Origin of the sequence: Bradyrhizobium sp. NDS-1 (genome assembly GCF_032918005.1) — a bacterium.
Lineage (GTDB): Bacteria > Pseudomonadota > Alphaproteobacteria > Rhizobiales > Xanthobacteraceae > Bradyrhizobium > Bradyrhizobium tunisiense.
Window position 1 is genome coordinate 286,221 of record NZ_CP136628.1, and the last position, 15,004, is coordinate 301,224.

The following is a 15,004-nucleotide window of genomic DNA, read 5'->3' on the forward strand; positions in this document are numbered from 1 at the left end:
CTGTACCGCGATTGTGTGAGGCCAATCACTTAAACCCACGCGCACCCCCCGTAATGTCCCGGTCACGCCAACACGGGGAGACTTCCACATGCGCAAGATCATTCTGGTTGCCGCCATGGTGCTGACCGCCGCATCCGCCCAGGCGGACGGCTCCCGCAGCCTGTCGCTGTCAGCGTCGGGCGCTCAGACCCCGGCTCCGCTGACCGCGCCGACGTCGGCGACTACGGCACAGGTGAGCGAGCCAGCGCCGGCCACCGAGGCGCCGAAATATTCCGATCGTCCGCCGGCCGTGTCGCTCTCAGCGCCACCGGCCACCACGGCTGCACCTGCGGCGGCCGCGCCTGCCACCACCTCGGCGCCGGTCGCGACGAGCAAGCCCGCCACCAGGACCGCGGCGAAGGCAGACAAGCCGAAGCCCAAGCGCAGCTGGACCGAGCGCCGCATCATCAGCGAGCTGCACCGCCACGGCATCTATTGGTAAGTCGCTCACCCAAAGCAAATGGCCGGGCAAGAGCCCGGCCATGCGCGTATTGAGGGAGCCTTCGCTGGAGCTTACTGCGAAATCGTCTGCACCACGCTTGCGATCGGACGGGAGTTAGTGCCAGCGGTCGGCACCTTCATGTCCTTCATCAGCGCCTCGTCATATTCCGGCAGCGTCTGGAGGCTCGTCTTGGCCTTCATCTGCACGACCTTGTAGCCGCCGGCCTTGAGCCGCGCGAGCAGCGTCGGCATGGCGAGGCCGGTGTTCTTCTGGAAGTCGTGCATCAGGATGATGCCCTTGCCGAGCTTGTCGAGCCTGGTCATCACGGTCTCGACGATCTTCTCCGGGGTGGCACCCTTCCTGAAATCGAAGGAGTCGATTTCGGTCGAGAACATCGCGACGTTTCGGGTGCCGAAATAGGCCACCATCGCGGGGTTGTGCTGAAGCTGCGGGAAGCGGAAGAACGGCGCCGGGTTGGTGCCGAGCGCAAATCTCACTGCGCTGAAGCCCTTCTCGACTTCGTCCTTGACCTGCTGCTCCGTCATCTTCTTGCTGTTCAGGTTGACATGCGACCAGGTGTGCGTGCCAACCGTGTGGCCCTGGGCCAGCACCTGTTTCAGGATTTCCGGATGATAGGTCGCGTGCTTGCCGACCGAGAAAAACAGGCCCTTGGTGCATTCGTCCGCGAGTGCCTTCAGCACCGTGGGCGTATTGACCGGCCACGGACCGTCATCGAAGGTCAGCACGACTTCCTTCTCAGTGAGAAAGTCGAACTGCTTGAAGTGCTCGAAGCCGAAGCCGGGGCCGCCGGTGGTGTCGATCTCGACGACGCGGGACACGCCCAGCGCGTTCGGATTGGCGCAGACCTGCTTCGACTGCACCGGCATGACGGGGGCGGGTGCCGCCGCCGGGGCAACTGCCGGCTTGGCTGCGATCGTCGCGGTGGTCTGGACGTCGTCCTTGGCGGCGAGCTTCGCCGGTGCCGGCAACGGATCGGCAGCACGGGCGGCAACTGTCTTGGGGGCGCCCTGATCGGCGCGCGTGGAATAATAAAACCAACCGCCGGCGGCAATCACGACCGCCGCAACTACACTGGCCAGCATCAGGCCCAACGCATTACGCATCGCTATTCTTTCCAATTACGCAACCAAAGGAGCGGAATTTCCCGCGCGACGAGCCATTAATGCGAAGTAACAGTTAACGTGACACCAACACGACGGCGGTTGTGGAGGAATTTCAGGGAGGTGCGCCAAAGTGACCGAAGTCACACTCGGGGTGCGGCCCGTGACCATCATCACAGTGGAAACTGTTTTCCTGGAGCATCGTAGTTCCCATCAACAACGGGCGCCGTTGCGACGGCGCCAATGGGAGCTTCAAATGACCAAGTCCTGTTCTACGAAGTCCTTTTCGACCAAGTCTTCCTCCACCAGGTCCCTGACGAGCAAGATCCGCGACACCAGCCTCGCCCTCGGCTTTGCTGCCATCGTCTCGATCGCCTCGACGACCTCGAGCTTCGCCTTCTCGTCCGAGGCGCAGCAGATGTGCACTGGCGACGCCTTCCGCCTGTGCTCGGCGGAAATCCCCAACATCCCGAAGATCACCGCGTGCATGATCAAGCATCGTTCGGACCTGAGCGCCGGCTGCCGCGCGGTGATGGACAAGACTCTCGCCAAGGGCGCGTCGCGCAAGGTCGCTGACGCCCAGAGCACTCAATAAGGGCGCGCGCAACAACGATCGTCGCGCTGGTCAGCTCCCCTCGCGATGTGCCCCGGCGTCAAGCCGGGGCCACGCCGCTGCACTCTCCCGCTCGGCAATAAAGCCGTTGCAGCCCCGGGATCGTCGCACTAGCTTCCCCGCACATCTTTCCGGGTAAGAGGCATTACGCGATGACCAGATTTCTTTTCATCATTCCTTTGCTCCTGTGCGGCTCGGTCGCAACGGCGCAGCAGCAGCCCGGCCACGATGCCTGCGCGCGCGATGTCAGCCGCTTCTGCCGCGCCGTGATGAACAATGGCGATGGCGCCGTGCTCGCCTGTCTGAAGCAGAACCGCACGAAGCTGAGCAAGGGCTGCGACAAGGTGCTGACCGAGCACGGGCAGTGATCGTCATTCCGGAGCGCGCCGCCAGGCGCGAGCTCCGGAGCGAAAGCTATGTGCTGCTTCCCGCTGCGGTCGCGACTACCGGCAGCACCTCGGCGCTCGCACGATCAGGCGTCTCGTCCTTCCAGCGCACCGAGCCGAACGGGCGCTCCAGCATGCGGCGGATCCGCACCGGCTCGGGGCCGATGTGGAAGGCGATCGCCTCGAGGTGAAGCGCGCGTTCGGATTGCGTCGAGCGGTTGCGCTGACGCAGATAGTCGAACCAGGTCGGGCAGTGATAGCGCTCGGTCCACAATTCGGGATCGGCGATGTCGCGCGCGATCGACCAGCCATAGGCGCCGTTGCGCTGGCGCGAGAGCTGCACGTCCTGCATCACGTTGTGGAAGGCGCGCGCGTTCTCCTGGGCGACCCGGTATTCAATCTCGACCACCAGCGGTCCGCTGCGCCCCGTCAGCGACAGCTTCACCTCGGGATCGGCCAGCACGTCGGCATCCTCGTTGCGGGCGCCGACGCGCGGCATCGTCAGCCAGATCCCGAGCAGCGGCGAGATCAGCATCAGGCCGGCCGCGGTCAGCAGCGCGACTTCCACACCGGCAAAGTCGGTGAGACGGCCCCAGCCCCAGGCGCCGATCGCGATGCCGCCGGAAATCGAGGCCTGGAACGCCGCGAGCGAGCGCCCGGCAACCCAGCGCGGCGCCGAAAGCTGCACGCCGATATTGAACAGCGCAATGGCGGCCATCCATACCGCACCGGCCAGAACCAGCGCGGTTGCGGTCAGCACCGGCTCCGTGCTCAGAGCCAGCGCGGCCATCGCGAAAGCCATCGAGATGGTGCAGGCGCGGATCGCTGCCTCGCCGCTCATGCGCTTGCGCAATTCGTGGATGTTGAGCGCGCCGATCACGGCGCCCATGCCGAAGGCGCCGAGCATGATGCCATAGGTCTGCGCGCCGCCATGCAACAGGTCACGCGCGACCAGCGGCATCAGCGCCATGATGGCGCCGCCGATCAGGCCCATCACCAGCGTGCGCAACAGCACGATCTTGATCGGCGGCGAATTGGTGATGTAGCGGAAGCCGGAGACCATGGCGCGGTTGAGTTTTTCCCGCGGCAGGCGGGAGGGTTCGGTGCTGCGCCGCCAGAGCAGCAGCACCACCAGCAGCGGCAGATAGAGGATCGCGTTGCAGGCGAACGCCGCGACTGCGCCGAGCGAAGCGACGATGACGCCGCCCACCGCGGGACCGAAGCTGCGTGCGATGTTGTAGCTGATGCCGTTCAGCGCCACCGCGGACGCCAATGCCTCGGGCGGCACCTGTTCGCTGACCGAGGACTGCCAGGCCGGGCCGAACAGCGCATTGCCGCTGCCGACCACGAAGCAGAAGACGAGCAGCAATTCGGGGATGATCATGTTGAGGCCGGCCAGCAAGGTGAGCGCGCTCGCGCCGATCAAGGCAATCATCAGCGAGATCAGCGCAACTATGCGGCGGTCATACATGTCGGCGATGGCGCCGGCCGGCATCGAGATCAGCATGATCGGCAGCATCAGGGCGGTCTGCACCAGCGCGACCTTGTCGGCCGACGCCGCCATCTGCGTCATCGCCCAGGCTGCGCCGACGCCCTGGATCAGCAGGCCGAGATTGGAAAGCAGGCTGGCGAGCCAGATGCGCCGGAACACGGTGTACCGCAGCGGCGCGGTGATGCCGTCGGCGGCGATTTTCTGGCGGTTCGTCTGCTCGGTCATATCCCCTTCCAAATGGGCTGGCAGAAGTGCTCCACGCGATTCCGGCAAGTCCAGTGATGCCCGCGAAAGTCCTTCGCTGTCCAGTGATTAGGCCGCTATAAGCAGTGCAAAGAGGCGGTTTGCCGGGGAGGAACAAATGCAGCTGTCGCGACGGACGATCCTGCTGGGGACTGGGACCGCGGCTTTCGCAGTTGCGAGCTTGCGAGCGGGTGCGCTGGCCCAGACCGCGCCTGCCGTGGCGCCGAATGCTGAGGCGCCGCCGATCCTCTTCGTCCACGGCAATGGCGATTATGACGCGCTCTGGATGACCACGATATGGCGGATGGAATCCAACGGCATCGCACGCGATCGCATGGCCGCGATCAATTTCACGGACCCGTTGGCGCGCAGCGACGACAAGGTCGAGCAGGCGAACCGCTCCTCGACCGAGGATCAGCGCCGGGAGCTCACTGCTGCCATCGCCGAGTTGAAGCGACGGACCGGCGCACCTCGCGTGGCGCTGGTCGGCAGCTCGCGCGGTGGCAATGCGATCCGCAACGTCATCAGGAATGGCGGAGCGGCCGATGTCAGTCACGCCGTGCTGTGCGGCACACCCAATCACGGCGTGTTCGCGACCGATGACCAGCCCAATAACGAGTTTAACGGTCGCGGTGCATTCCTGCGCGGCCTGAACGAGGGCGAGACCGAGATGACACCGGGTGTTGCCTTCCTCACGCTGCGCAGCGACGGCCTGGACAAATTTGCCCAGCCCGACGGCCGCTTCATCGGCAAGCCCGGCACGCCGACCGGCGTCACCAATGAAGGCCCGGAGCTGAAGGGCGCCACCAATCTCGTGCTCGGTGCACTCGACCATCGCGAGGTCGCGTTCCATCCGCGCGCCTTCCGCGAGATCTACAAATTCATCGCGGGCCGCGAGCCCGCGCGCATCGCGATTGTTCCCGAGGCAAGCGTCAAGTTGAGCGGACTCGTCACCGGCACGCCCGGCGGCGTGTCGACCAACCGTCCGGTCGCAGGTGCAACCGTCGATATCTTCCGCGTCGACCCTGATACCGGTGAGCGCAAGGGCAGTGCGCTGCACAGCGCAACGACCGGCGCTGACGGACGCTGGGGTCCGGCGCAGGTCGACTCGTCCTGGTCGCTGGAATTTGTCCTGACCTCGGCGGGTGCGCCGATCACACACATTTATCGCTCGCCGTTCCCGCGCTCGTCCGACGTCGTCCATTTGCGCGCCGCACGGCCGCTCGGGCCAGCGGACAAGGACGCCGGCGCGGTCGTGATCATGTCGCGGCCGAGGGGCTATTTCGGGCTGCCGCGGGACGTGGTTCTGTTCGACGGCAAGGAGCCGGCCGACGTCAAGTTGGGCGTGCCGACGGATTCGGTGGCAACATTGCGGTTTGCGGCGGCCGAGGTCGGACGTAACATCGTGGCCCAGTTCGGCGAAGAACGGATTGTGGCACGTGCCTGGCCCGCCCTCGAGAACAGGATTGCGATCGCCGAGCTGACTTATTAGCTGTTGCCTGCGTCCCATCCCCCGGGAGAGTGCCATGAATATCGCCAGCGTGCGTCGGCCCATCATCCCTCCGGCTCCCCCGCGTGCGCCCGACGACATGTCATTTTTCGGTCGTCTCGCGGTGATCCGCCGGAACATGATCGCAACCTGGGGGCAGCGCGCCTATGAGGAAGACGTCGTCCAGGGGCGCTTCTTCTTTCGCAACAGTTTCATCCTGAACCGGCCGGATGCGATCCGGCACGTCCTGCTCAACAATTACGAGAACTACACCCGCACGCCGGCGGGAATCCGCATGCTGCGCCCCGTTCTGGGTGACGGCCTCCTGATCGCGGAAGGCCATTCCTGGACGTTTCAGCGCCGCACGCTTGCGCCGGCCTTCACGCCGCGCGCGACCGCAAACCTGGTCCCGCACATGACGGCGGTGCTCGACGAGACCATCGCGAAGCTGGATGACCGCTCGGGTGAAGACGTCGATCTGCGCGAGATCATGCAGCGCATGACCCTCGAGATCGCCGGGCGCACGATGTTCTCGTTCGGCATGGACCGGCATGGCGCGACCCTGCGCAATTTCATCATGGAATATGCCGCGCGGTTGGGACGCCCGTATCTCCTCGACATGGTGCTGCCGGTGTCCTGGCCGAGCCCAATGGATTTTGCACGGGCGCGCTTCCGCAAGCGCTGGACCGATTTCGTTGCCATGCTGATCGCCGAACGGCGTGCAACCGGCAAGAAGGACGGCGCACCGCCGCGCGACCTGTTCGACCTCATGGACGAGGCGCGGGATCCCGAAACGGGCAAGGGCTTTTCCGACGAACAGCTCGTCGACGAGGTCGCGACCATGATCCTTGCCGGTCACGAGACCACGGCGACGGCGCTGTTCTGGGCGCTCTATCTGCTCGCGCTCGACCCTGATACGCAGGAGGAGGTCGCCTCCGAGGCCCGCGGCGAGCATCTCGACAGCATGGCCGACATCGATCGGCAGAAGTTCACCCGCGCCGTGATCGAGGAGACGATGCGGCTCTATCCGCCTGCCTTCCTCGTGGCACGCGCGGCGCGCGACAAGGACAATGCGGCCGGCGTCGAGATCGGCAAGGGCGACATCATCATGATCGCGCCCTGGCTGCTGCACCGGCACGAGAAGCTGTGGGATCAACCGAACGCGTTCATTCCCAAGCGCTTCACGTCAACGGAGGCGCCCGATCGTTTCGCCTATTTGCCGTTCGGCGCCGGTCCGCGCGTCTGCATCGGCGCGCCGTTCGCGCAAGCCGAATCCGTGCTGGCGCTGGCCCGGCTGATCGGCGCGTTCCGGGTCGAGCTCGCCGATACCGCGAATCCCGTGATCCCGCTCGGTGTCGTCACGACCCAGCCGGACCATTCACCCATGTTCCGCATCACGCGTCGATGACAGGCTCTCGTCTGGCCGATGTCTTGATCTCCATTAGGTAGAGTCTCGCCATGAGCGACGTCCAGGCCCAGTTTTCCGTTCTGAAGCAGACCGCCGACGCTAAAGTGGTCGACGCGATCGCGCGCCTCATCGAGCACGGCGAGGATCACGAGCTCAACCGCGTCAATGTTCTCGACTTCGCGACGCAGTATGGCGTCGACGAAGAGCATGCGATCTCCGGCTTCCTGCATGCGGCGCGGCTCGGCCTGTTCGATCTCGGCTGGAACGTGTTATGCCCGGGCTGCAGCGGCGTGCTGGGGGCGCATTCGACCCTGAAGGCGCTCAAGCCGGATGAGTATCATTGTGCGCTCTGCGCGTGCGGTTACAAGACCTCGGTCGACGATCAGGTCGAGGTCTCCTTCACCGTGAATCCGCGGGTGCGACGAATCGCGGCGCACGACCCCGATACGCTTCCGGTTTGGGAGTATTTCAAGCAAATGTTCTGGAGCTCCGGCGTCGACTTCAACCTTGAATCGTTCGCGACGCTCGCTAACGAAGTAACGCTCGACACGATGGAGCTGCCGGCCGGCGAGAAGGCGACCATGTCGCTGCAATTGCCTAGTGACTTCGTCATCATATTCGAGCCGGTGACGCACGCGGCCCATTTCATCGACGTCCAGGGCGAGCCGACCAAGGACCGCCAGCAGCTAGCCATCATGTACAACAAGGTGCAGGCCCCGACGGGGACCACGACGATGCGGCCGGGTCCGCTGCGGCTGTCGCTGGAAAACCAGGCCGGCGTGCGCGTGTTGCCTTCGGTGTTCATCGCCGCCGAGGCACTTCACCATCTCATCGGCAAGCGCAAGCCGTTCCTGACCGCCAAGCGGATGCTGTCGAACCAGACCTTTCGCGACGTGTTCAAGGCGGACAATCTCAGTCTCGACCAGCGGCTGCAGATCACCTCGCTGACCTTCCTGTTCACCGATCTCAAGGGATCGACCGCGCTCTACGAGCGCGTCGGCGATCTCGCCGCCTTCGATCTCGTGCGGGCTCATTTCCATGCGCTGCTCGAGATCATCTCCTCCGAGAAGGGCGCCGTGGTGAAGACGATCGGGGATGCCGTGATGGCGACCTTTGTCCGTCCCGAGCATGCCATCGTCGCGGGCTTGCGGATGCGCGCGGCGATGGACGCGCTCAACAAGCAGCGCGGCACGGACGATCTCATCGTCAAGATCGGCATCCATGAAGGTCCCTGCCTCGCGGTCATGCTCAACGAGCGGCAGGACTATTTCGGCCAGACGGTCAACATCGCCGCCCGTGTGCAAAGCCTTTCGACCGCGCAGGAGATCCACATCACCGGCCCGGTGCTCGATGCGCCCGCGGTTGCCGAAGTGCTGGAGCAGCGTGCAATCAAGCCGATCCAGAAACAGGCGGCGCTGCGCGGCATCGCCGACAAGATGGTGGTGTACGAGATCCCCTGAGCTACAAACTGTCATTCCGGGTCCGATGCTCGCGCATCGTCCCGGAATGACAGTGAACAGATTGCCGAAACGTAATGCGACGCGCGGAACTGCCGCATGTTGCGCCGGTTGAGTTTCCTCCTCATATGATGCTGGTAACAGCCGCGCTCCTCGCGGCGCATCGATTTCGGTAGGACCTTATGCTCGACGGCCTGCGCCAATTCATCACGGACATCGTCGCCCCCCAGAACCAGAACCGCACGTTCGGCGACAGCGATTATCGATTGGCCGCGACGGCGTTGCTGGTCCACGTGATCTCGCTGGACGGCCAGCCGACAGCGGAAGAGCAGCGCAAGCTGCACGGCCTGATCGAGAGCCATTTTGGGCTCGACCGAGGTACGGCGGAGCGTCTGATCGCGGACGCAACCCAGGTCGAGGGCGAGGCGGTAGACCTCTATCACTTCACCAGCGTCATCATGCGCTCGCTCGACGAGGAGGGGCGCAAGCGCATCGTGCAGATGATGTGGGAGCTGGTCTATGCCGACGGACAGGTGAGCGAGTTCGAGGACAACGTCGTCTGGCGCGCCTCCGACCTGCTCGGGATTGCCCAGCGCGACCGGATTGAGCTGAAGCACGCCATTGCGGACCGTGCCGGCGGTCAGCTGAAGGATAGCGCCGTCGGTGGCTGACCCCGTGCCACCTGCGCGGGATGGCCGGTTGTGCGGATCACATGACGAAACTTTAATGTAGCCGCCGGCCTCGTTGCGTCCGGATTCATCGGTATTCCGCGGCTTTCTTGCTCTCTCTGACCTCCGCTCAAGCTGCCATGCTGCCAGCGCCGCTTGCCTGTCGCGCTCGGCCTATGCTCTGGTTCCACCATTGCGGGGCCAAAATCATCAATCCATGAGACTTGGATCAAGAGACTTGGATCGTGACTGAGCGGGTAACGTTGATCACCGGTGCCTCGGCGGGCATAGGCACGGAGCTGGCGCGCGTATTTGCCGCCAACGGACATCGTCTGGCATTGACGGCGCGGCGCGCGGATCGGCTTGAGGCGCTCGCGAACGAGCTCGCCGCCAAGAGCGGTCAGAAGCCGATCGTGATCGTCTGCGATCTCCAGGATACCGATGCCGGCGAGACGATCGCGGCGGCACTCGCCGCCGAAGGCGTCGAGCTCGATCACCTCGTCAATAATGCCGGCTTCGGCGTATTCGGCGATGCCATCGAGCGCGATCGCGCGGACCAGGTCGGGATTGTCGATGTCAACGTGCGGGCCCTGACGGACCTGTCGCTGCGCTTTGCCGATCAGCTCATCAAGAACAAGGGCGGTCTTCTCAATGTCGGCTCGGTCGCGGGATTCCTGCCCGGCCCCGGCATGGCCGTCTATTATGCGTCCAAGGCCTACGTGATTTCCTTTACCGAAGCGCTGCGGGCGGAGCTCGCGCCGCGCGGCGTTCGCGTCACCGTCCTTTGCCCGGGTCCCGTGCCCACCGAATTCCAGGCGCGTGCCGGCGTCGGCTCCGGACACGATACGGCCCTTCTCAATGTTTCTGCCGTCGATGTCGCCCGGGAGGCCTATCGTGGGCTGATGGCCAATAAAAGGGCAGTGCTGCCCGGTCTGGGCATCAAGATTGTGCCATTTGCACTGCGCTTCTTCCCGCGGGGTTTCATCCTGGCCGCCACCAGTCGGTTCCAGAGGCAGAGGCACTAAGGAGCGCCCGGCGTCCGTATTGGCCCGGAGCTTGCTTACGTTTCGATGTGTGCGCGAACTCACACGAAATTAACGATCGCTTAGTTATGCTGGCGGTCTGGACCTAATAGCTTTCGCAAGGACAATGTCGTTCCGGACGGACAGGTTTGGTAGCGCAGAATTGGTGCCCTTCCCGCGAAGGACGCCGGGCGCGCCTGCCTCCCATTCGACAAGCGGCCTGCCGGTTCTCATTATCCTGCATCAGGAATGCTCGACCCCCGGCCGCGTCGGCAATGCGCTGCGCGCGCTCGGCCATCGTCTCGATATCCGCCGTCCCCGCTTCGGCGATCCCCTGCCCGAGACACTCGATCAGCATGCCGGCGCCGTGGTCTTTGGCGGCCCGATGAGTGCCAATGATTCCGACGACTATATTCGTCGCGAGATCGACTGGATCGAAATTCCGCTGCGCGAGCAGCGGCCGTTCCTCGGCATTTGCCTTGGGGCCCAGATGCTCGCGATGCAGCTCGGTGCGCGCGTCGCGCCGCATGCCGGTGGGCTGACCCAGATCGGCTACTACCCGATCCGCCCCACAGCCGCGGGCCGCGCGCTCTGTCCGGCCTGGCCGGCTCAGGTCTATCACTGGCATCGCGAGGGGTTCGAGCTGCCTGTCGGCGCAGAGCTGCTCGCAGAAGGTGACGATTTTCCAGTGCAGGCGTTCCGCGCCGGCAATGCGTTCGGCGTGCAATTTCATCCTGACGTGACCTACGCGATGATGCACCGCTGGACTACGCGTGGCTATGACGGCTTCAGCGCGCCCGGTGCGCGGCAGCGGCACCATCACTTCGCCGATCGTGCCGTGTACGATGTTGCAGAGCGTGCCTGGCTCGATCATTTCATCGACGGCTGGCTGGCGCGCCGGCCTGTGCTGGCGCAAGCCGCCGAGTGACCTTCGCGCAGGTCCTACGTACAGGTCCTTCGTACAGGTCCTTGGCGCAAGTCCTTGCCTCTGCCCCTGATATGCTAGGCTCTCTGCCAACGAGCGCGCACCAATGCGTGCCGGCAAACAAGGGAGAGCCCCGTGGCCTACGAACACATTCTCTACGAGGTGAGCGACAAGATCGCGACCATCACGCTCAATCGTCCCGACCGCATGAATGCGTGGACGCCGACCATGGAGCGCGACGTGCGCCATGCGATGGAAGCATCGAGCGCCGACGATGATGTCCGCGTCATAATCCTCACCGGCGCGGGCCGCGCGTTCTGCGCCGGCGCCGACATGGATGCGCTCAAGGGGCTCGACCCCGATGACGTCAGGCGCGCCTCGAACCTGCCGCCGTTCGACATGAACCGGCGGCCGGACTGGCAGACGCGCTACGGTTTCTACCCCTCGATCGGAAAGCCTGTGATCGCCATGCTCAATGGCGCCACCGCCGGCATCGGACTCGTCCACGCCCTCTATTGCGACCTGCGCTTTGCCGCCGACAATACCGTGTTCACGACGGCCTTCGCCCGGCGCGGTCTGATTGCCGAGCATGGCATCAGCTGGATGCTGCCGCGCATCGTCGGTCATGCCAACGCGATGGATCTGTTGCTGTCGGCGCGGCGTGTGTCGAGCGACGAGGCGCTGCGAATCGGACTGGTCAACCGGCTCAGTTCGCCCGAGAAGCTGCGCGAGGAGACCTATGCCTATGCGCGCGATCTCGCCGACTTCGTCTCGCCGAGCGCGATGGCCGTGATCAAGCGCCAGCTCTACGAGGTGCCGTTCCAGACGCTGGCGGAGGCGACGATCGAGGCTAACCGGGAGATGATGGTGGCGTTGGCCGGCAGCGATTTCCGGGAAGGCGTGGCGAGCTTCATGGAGAAGCGGCCGCCAAGGTTTACGGGGAGGTAGTCCTCAACCAGTCCGTCTTCGCCCTCCGGGTTTCGCCGGACACCACGCTTCGCCCTTCGGACTCCTCGTGGCTGCGCCACGCGTAGCCCGAGGGGCGAAGCGTGGTGGAGCCAGGCGGGATCGAACCGCCGACCTCGTCATTGCGAACGACGCGCTCTCCCAGCTGAGCTATGGCCCCTTTGCTGGCCGCTCTGGTAAACGCGGCCGACAACCGGGCGCCATTTAAGTCCCCGCCAAGGTCAAGTCAAGGACGGGTGTCACCCGTTTTAGCCATTCGGACGCCGACTTCCCTTGTTTGGATGGGGGGGAACCGATATCTAGCAACAGGCGTCAATCCCGACCGCAGCCAGAGTTTTCAAAAGCCAGAGTCTTCAAAAGCCATGCGTGCCGTTCTCGACATCGTCATCATCGTGCTCGACCTCTACGTCTGGCTGTTGATCGCCTCGGCGATCCTGTCCTGGCTGATTGCCTTCAACGTCGTGAACACCCGCAACCAGTTCGTATCGGCGGTGGCGGAGTTCCTGTACCGGATCACCGAACCGGTCCTCGCGCCGATTCGCAATTTGCTGCCAAGTCTGGGCGGCCTCGACATCTCGCCGATCATCCTGATCCTGCTTATCATGTTCATCGAGCGGGTGATCCTGTACTACATCTATCCGAACGTGGTCTGAGCGGGCTGGAGCGCCTTGGTCGCCCGAGAAACCGGCAAGGAAGCTTACAAGGAGCCTTGGCGGTACTCGGCCGCGGGAATCAGCATCGCGCTGCGGGTGACGCCGCGCGGCGGCCGCGACGACATCGACGGGATCGAGCAGCTGGCCGATGGCCGCAGCGTGCTCAAGGTGCGGGTCCGCGCCATTGCCGATGGCGGCGAGGCCAACAAGGCCGTTCTGGTGCTGCTGGCAAAATCGCTTGGCGTCCCCAAGGCCAGCGTGCGGCTTCTGTCCGGAGCCACCTCGCGGCTGAAGCAGATCGCGGTTGACGGCGAGCCGGCACGGCTGGGCGCTGCCCTGCGCCAGCTTGTCCAAGTCAAATCGGCGGCCGCCAAATCGAAAGACTGAGGGACTGACATGACCGCCAAGATCATCGACGGAAAAATCATCGCGGCGGAGCTTAGGGCCCGCGTCACTGAGGAGGTCACCCGGGTCAAGCGCGAGCACAATCTGGTGCCGGGTCTGGCGGTCGTCCTGGTCGGCACCGACCCCGCCAGCGAGGTTTATGTCCGTTCCAAGCACACCCAGACCCAGGCCGCCGGCATGGCCTCGTTCGAGCACAAGCTTCCCGCCGACGTCGCGCAGGCAGATCTGCTGGCGCTCGTCGCAAAACTGAACCGCGATCCGGCCGTGCACGGCATTCTGGTGCAGCTGCCGCTGCCGAAGGGGTTGAACACGGAAGCCGTCATCAACGCCATCGACCCCGCCAAGGACGTCGACGGGCTGCATCCGAACAATGCCGGCCGGCTTGCCGGCGGCTTCGAGGCGCTGTCGCCCTGCACGCCGCTCGGCTGCATCATCCTGACCAAGAGCGTGCACGCCTCGCTGGAGGGCATGAACGCCATCGTCATCGGCCGCTCCAATCTGGTGGGCCGCCCGCTGGTGCAATTGCTGTTGAACGAGAACGCCACGGTGACGATCGCACATTCGCGCTCGCGCGACTTGCCCGGGCTCGTGAAGAAGGCCGATCTCGTCTATGCCGCGGTCGGAAGGCCGGAGATGGTGCGCGGCGATTGGCTGAAGCCGGGCGCGACCGTGATCGACGTCGGCATCAACCGGATTCCGAAGGATGATGGCAAGACGCGCCTCGTCGGCGACGTCGCCTATCAGGAAGCGCTTGGAATTGCCGGCGCCATCACGCCGGTGCCGGGCGGCGTCGGTCAGATGACGGTGGCTTGCCTGCTGGTGAACACACTGCGCGCGGCCTGCGCGATCGCTGGGCTGCCGAAGCCGGCGGTGTAGTGGGTTGTCATTCCGGGGCGGCTCGCAGAGCCGAACCCGGAATCTCGCGACTCAACCTCTGGATTCTCAGGTGCGCAAGAGCGCACCGTCGTTCGCGCTGACGCGCCCCGGAATGACGACGGGGCTGAACTCAGGCCTTCTTCTTGTTCTCGCGATCCATGCCTTCGAGGATCAGCTTGTGTGCATCCTCCGGGCCACCCCAGCGCAGGATCTTCACCCATTTGCCCTTCTCGAGATCCTTGTAGTGCTCGAAGAAGTGCTGGATCTGCTGCAGCGTGATGTCGGGCAGGTCGGAGTACGACTTCACCTTGTCATAGCGCTGCGTGAGCTTCGACGATGGCACCGCCAGAATCTTCTCGTCGCCGCCGGCCTCGTCCTCCATGAACAGCACGCCGACCGGGCGCACGCTCATGACGGCGCCGGGGATGATGGCGCGGGTGTTGATGATCAGGACGTCGCAGGGGTCGCCGTCATCCGACAGAGTGTGCGGAATGAAGCCGTAGTTACCGGGGTAACGCATCGGCGTGTAGAGGAAGCGATCGACCACCAGCGTGCCGGCCTCCTTGTCCATCTCGTATTTGATCGGTTCGCCACCCACGGGGACTTCGATGACGACGTTGACTTCGTGTGGTACGTTTTTCCCGATCGAGATCGCATCGATACGCATTCAAGGCTCCGTTGTTGCCGAGGTAAAAATCGCGCCCCGGCAGCCGATTTTGGCGCTGTCATACGCGGGCTTGGCCCGCTGATCCATCGCGTTTTTGTGAAAGAATGAATCCGGAAATCACCGGCTCAAAGG

Annotated in this window: 16 protein-coding genes and 1 tRNA gene; 13 read left to right on the forward strand and 4 right to left on the reverse strand. The window is 64.4% G+C overall.

Annotation, left to right across the window (positions count from 1 at the left end):
- Nucleotides 1-88: 88 nt before the first annotated feature.
- Nucleotides 89-481 carry a hypothetical protein gene (locus RX330_RS01350; RefSeq protein ID WP_317241818.1) on the forward strand — a complete coding sequence of 131 codons (393 nt, stop codon included), beginning with the start codon at nt 89-91 and terminating at the stop codon, nt 479-481.
- Between the two features lie 71 nt (nt 482-552).
- Here the strand turns inward: RX330_RS01350 and RX330_RS01355 are convergent, their stop codons facing one another.
- Nucleotides 553-1,605 (reverse strand): polysaccharide deacetylase family protein, encoded by a 1,053-nt coding sequence (locus tag RX330_RS01355; RefSeq protein WP_212082539.1) that lies wholly within the window; start codon nt 1,603-1,605, stop codon nt 553-555.
- Nucleotides 1,606-1,858: 253 nt separating this feature from the next.
- On the opposite strand from RX330_RS01355, the gene RX330_RS01360 reads away from it, so the two are divergent.
- Together RX330_RS01360 and RX330_RS01365 are read left to right on the forward strand one after the other, a co-directional pair.
- Nucleotides 1,859-2,197 (forward strand): hypothetical protein, encoded by a 339-nt coding sequence (locus RX330_RS01360; RefSeq protein ID WP_317241819.1) that lies wholly within the window; start codon nt 1,859-1,861, stop codon nt 2,195-2,197.
- Nucleotides 2,198-2,367: 170 nt separating this feature from the next.
- Nucleotides 2,368-2,583 carry a cysteine rich repeat-containing protein gene (locus tag RX330_RS01365; RefSeq protein ID WP_212082533.1) on the forward strand — a complete coding sequence of 72 codons (216 nt, stop codon included), beginning with the start codon at nt 2,368-2,370 and terminating at the stop codon, nt 2,581-2,583.
- Nucleotides 2,584-2,629: 46 nt separating this feature from the next.
- Here the strand turns inward: RX330_RS01365 and RX330_RS01370 are convergent, their stop codons facing one another.
- Entirely contained in the window at nt 2,630-4,318 is a 1,689-nt protein-coding gene (locus RX330_RS01370) for an MFS transporter (protein ID WP_317241820.1), read from the reverse strand.
- 136 nt (nt 4,319-4,454) lie between these two features.
- Between RX330_RS01370 and RX330_RS01375 the strand changes: the two genes are divergently transcribed.
- The 7 genes from RX330_RS01375 to RX330_RS01405 all read left to right on the forward strand — a co-directional run bounded on the left by RX330_RS01375 (nt 4,455) and on the right by RX330_RS01405 (nt 12,253).
- Nucleotides 4,455-5,828, forward strand: coding sequence for a hydrolase (locus RX330_RS01375; protein ID WP_317241821.1), 1,374 nt, complete (start codon nt 4,455-4,457; stop codon nt 5,826-5,828).
- Nucleotides 5,829-5,862: 34 nt separating this feature from the next.
- Complete coding sequence (locus RX330_RS01380; RefSeq protein ID WP_317241822.1) at nt 5,863-7,233, forward strand: cytochrome P450; 1,371 nt, start codon at nt 5,863-5,865, stop codon at nt 7,231-7,233.
- 50 nt (nt 7,234-7,283) lie between these two features.
- Entirely contained in the window at nt 7,284-8,693 is a 1,410-nt protein-coding gene (locus RX330_RS01385) for an adenylate/guanylate cyclase domain-containing protein (RefSeq protein WP_212082476.1), read from the forward strand.
- Nucleotides 8,694-8,872: 179 nt separating this feature from the next.
- Nucleotides 8,873-9,361: a TerB family tellurite resistance protein gene (locus tag RX330_RS01390; RefSeq protein ID WP_212082473.1), complete on the forward strand. Its 489-nt coding sequence runs from the start codon at nt 8,873-8,875 to the stop codon at nt 9,359-9,361.
- 242 nt (nt 9,362-9,603) lie between these two features.
- On the forward strand, nt 9,604-10,383 hold the full coding sequence (locus tag RX330_RS01395) for an SDR family NAD(P)-dependent oxidoreductase (RefSeq protein ID WP_317241824.1): 780 nt from the start codon (nt 9,604-9,606) through the stop codon (nt 10,381-10,383).
- Between the two features lie 124 nt (nt 10,384-10,507).
- Nucleotides 10,508-11,308 carry a glutamine amidotransferase gene (locus tag RX330_RS01400; RefSeq protein ID WP_317241825.1) on the forward strand — a complete coding sequence of 267 codons (801 nt, stop codon included), beginning with the start codon at nt 10,508-10,510 and terminating at the stop codon, nt 11,306-11,308.
- A gap of 132 nt (nt 11,309-11,440) precedes the next feature.
- A complete protein-coding gene (locus RX330_RS01405; RefSeq protein ID WP_317241826.1) occupies nt 11,441-12,253 on the forward strand; it encodes an enoyl-CoA hydratase in 813 nt (270 codons plus the stop codon).
- A 102-nt stretch (nt 12,254-12,355) separates the two neighbouring features.
- Here RX330_RS01405 and RX330_RS01410 read toward each other — a convergent pair.
- Nucleotides 12,356-12,431, reverse strand: a tRNA-Ala gene (locus RX330_RS01410).
- Nucleotides 12,432-12,633: 202 nt separating this feature from the next.
- Between RX330_RS01410 and RX330_RS01415 the strand changes: the two genes are divergently transcribed.
- The 3 genes from RX330_RS01415 to folD are packed head-to-tail and all read left to right on the forward strand — an operon-like array spanning nt 12,634 to nt 14,205.
- Nucleotides 12,634-12,924, forward strand: coding sequence for a YggT family protein (locus tag RX330_RS01415; RefSeq protein WP_212082462.1), 291 nt, complete (start codon nt 12,634-12,636; stop codon nt 12,922-12,924).
- A 15-nt stretch (nt 12,925-12,939) separates the two neighbouring features.
- A complete protein-coding gene (locus tag RX330_RS01420; protein ID WP_317241827.1) occupies nt 12,940-13,311 on the forward strand; it encodes a DUF167 domain-containing protein in 372 nt (123 codons plus the stop codon).
- A gap of 9 nt (nt 13,312-13,320) precedes the next feature.
- Nucleotides 13,321-14,205, forward strand: coding sequence for a bifunctional methylenetetrahydrofolate dehydrogenase/methenyltetrahydrofolate cyclohydrolase FolD (gene folD, locus RX330_RS01425; RefSeq protein WP_317241828.1), 885 nt, complete (start codon nt 13,321-13,323; stop codon nt 14,203-14,205).
- Nucleotides 14,206-14,335: 130 nt separating this feature from the next.
- Here the strand turns inward: folD and ppa are convergent, their stop codons facing one another.
- Entirely contained in the window at nt 14,336-14,872 is a 537-nt protein-coding gene (gene ppa, locus RX330_RS01430) for an inorganic diphosphatase (RefSeq protein ID WP_317241829.1), read from the reverse strand.
- Nucleotides 14,873-15,004: the final 132 nt, after the last annotated feature.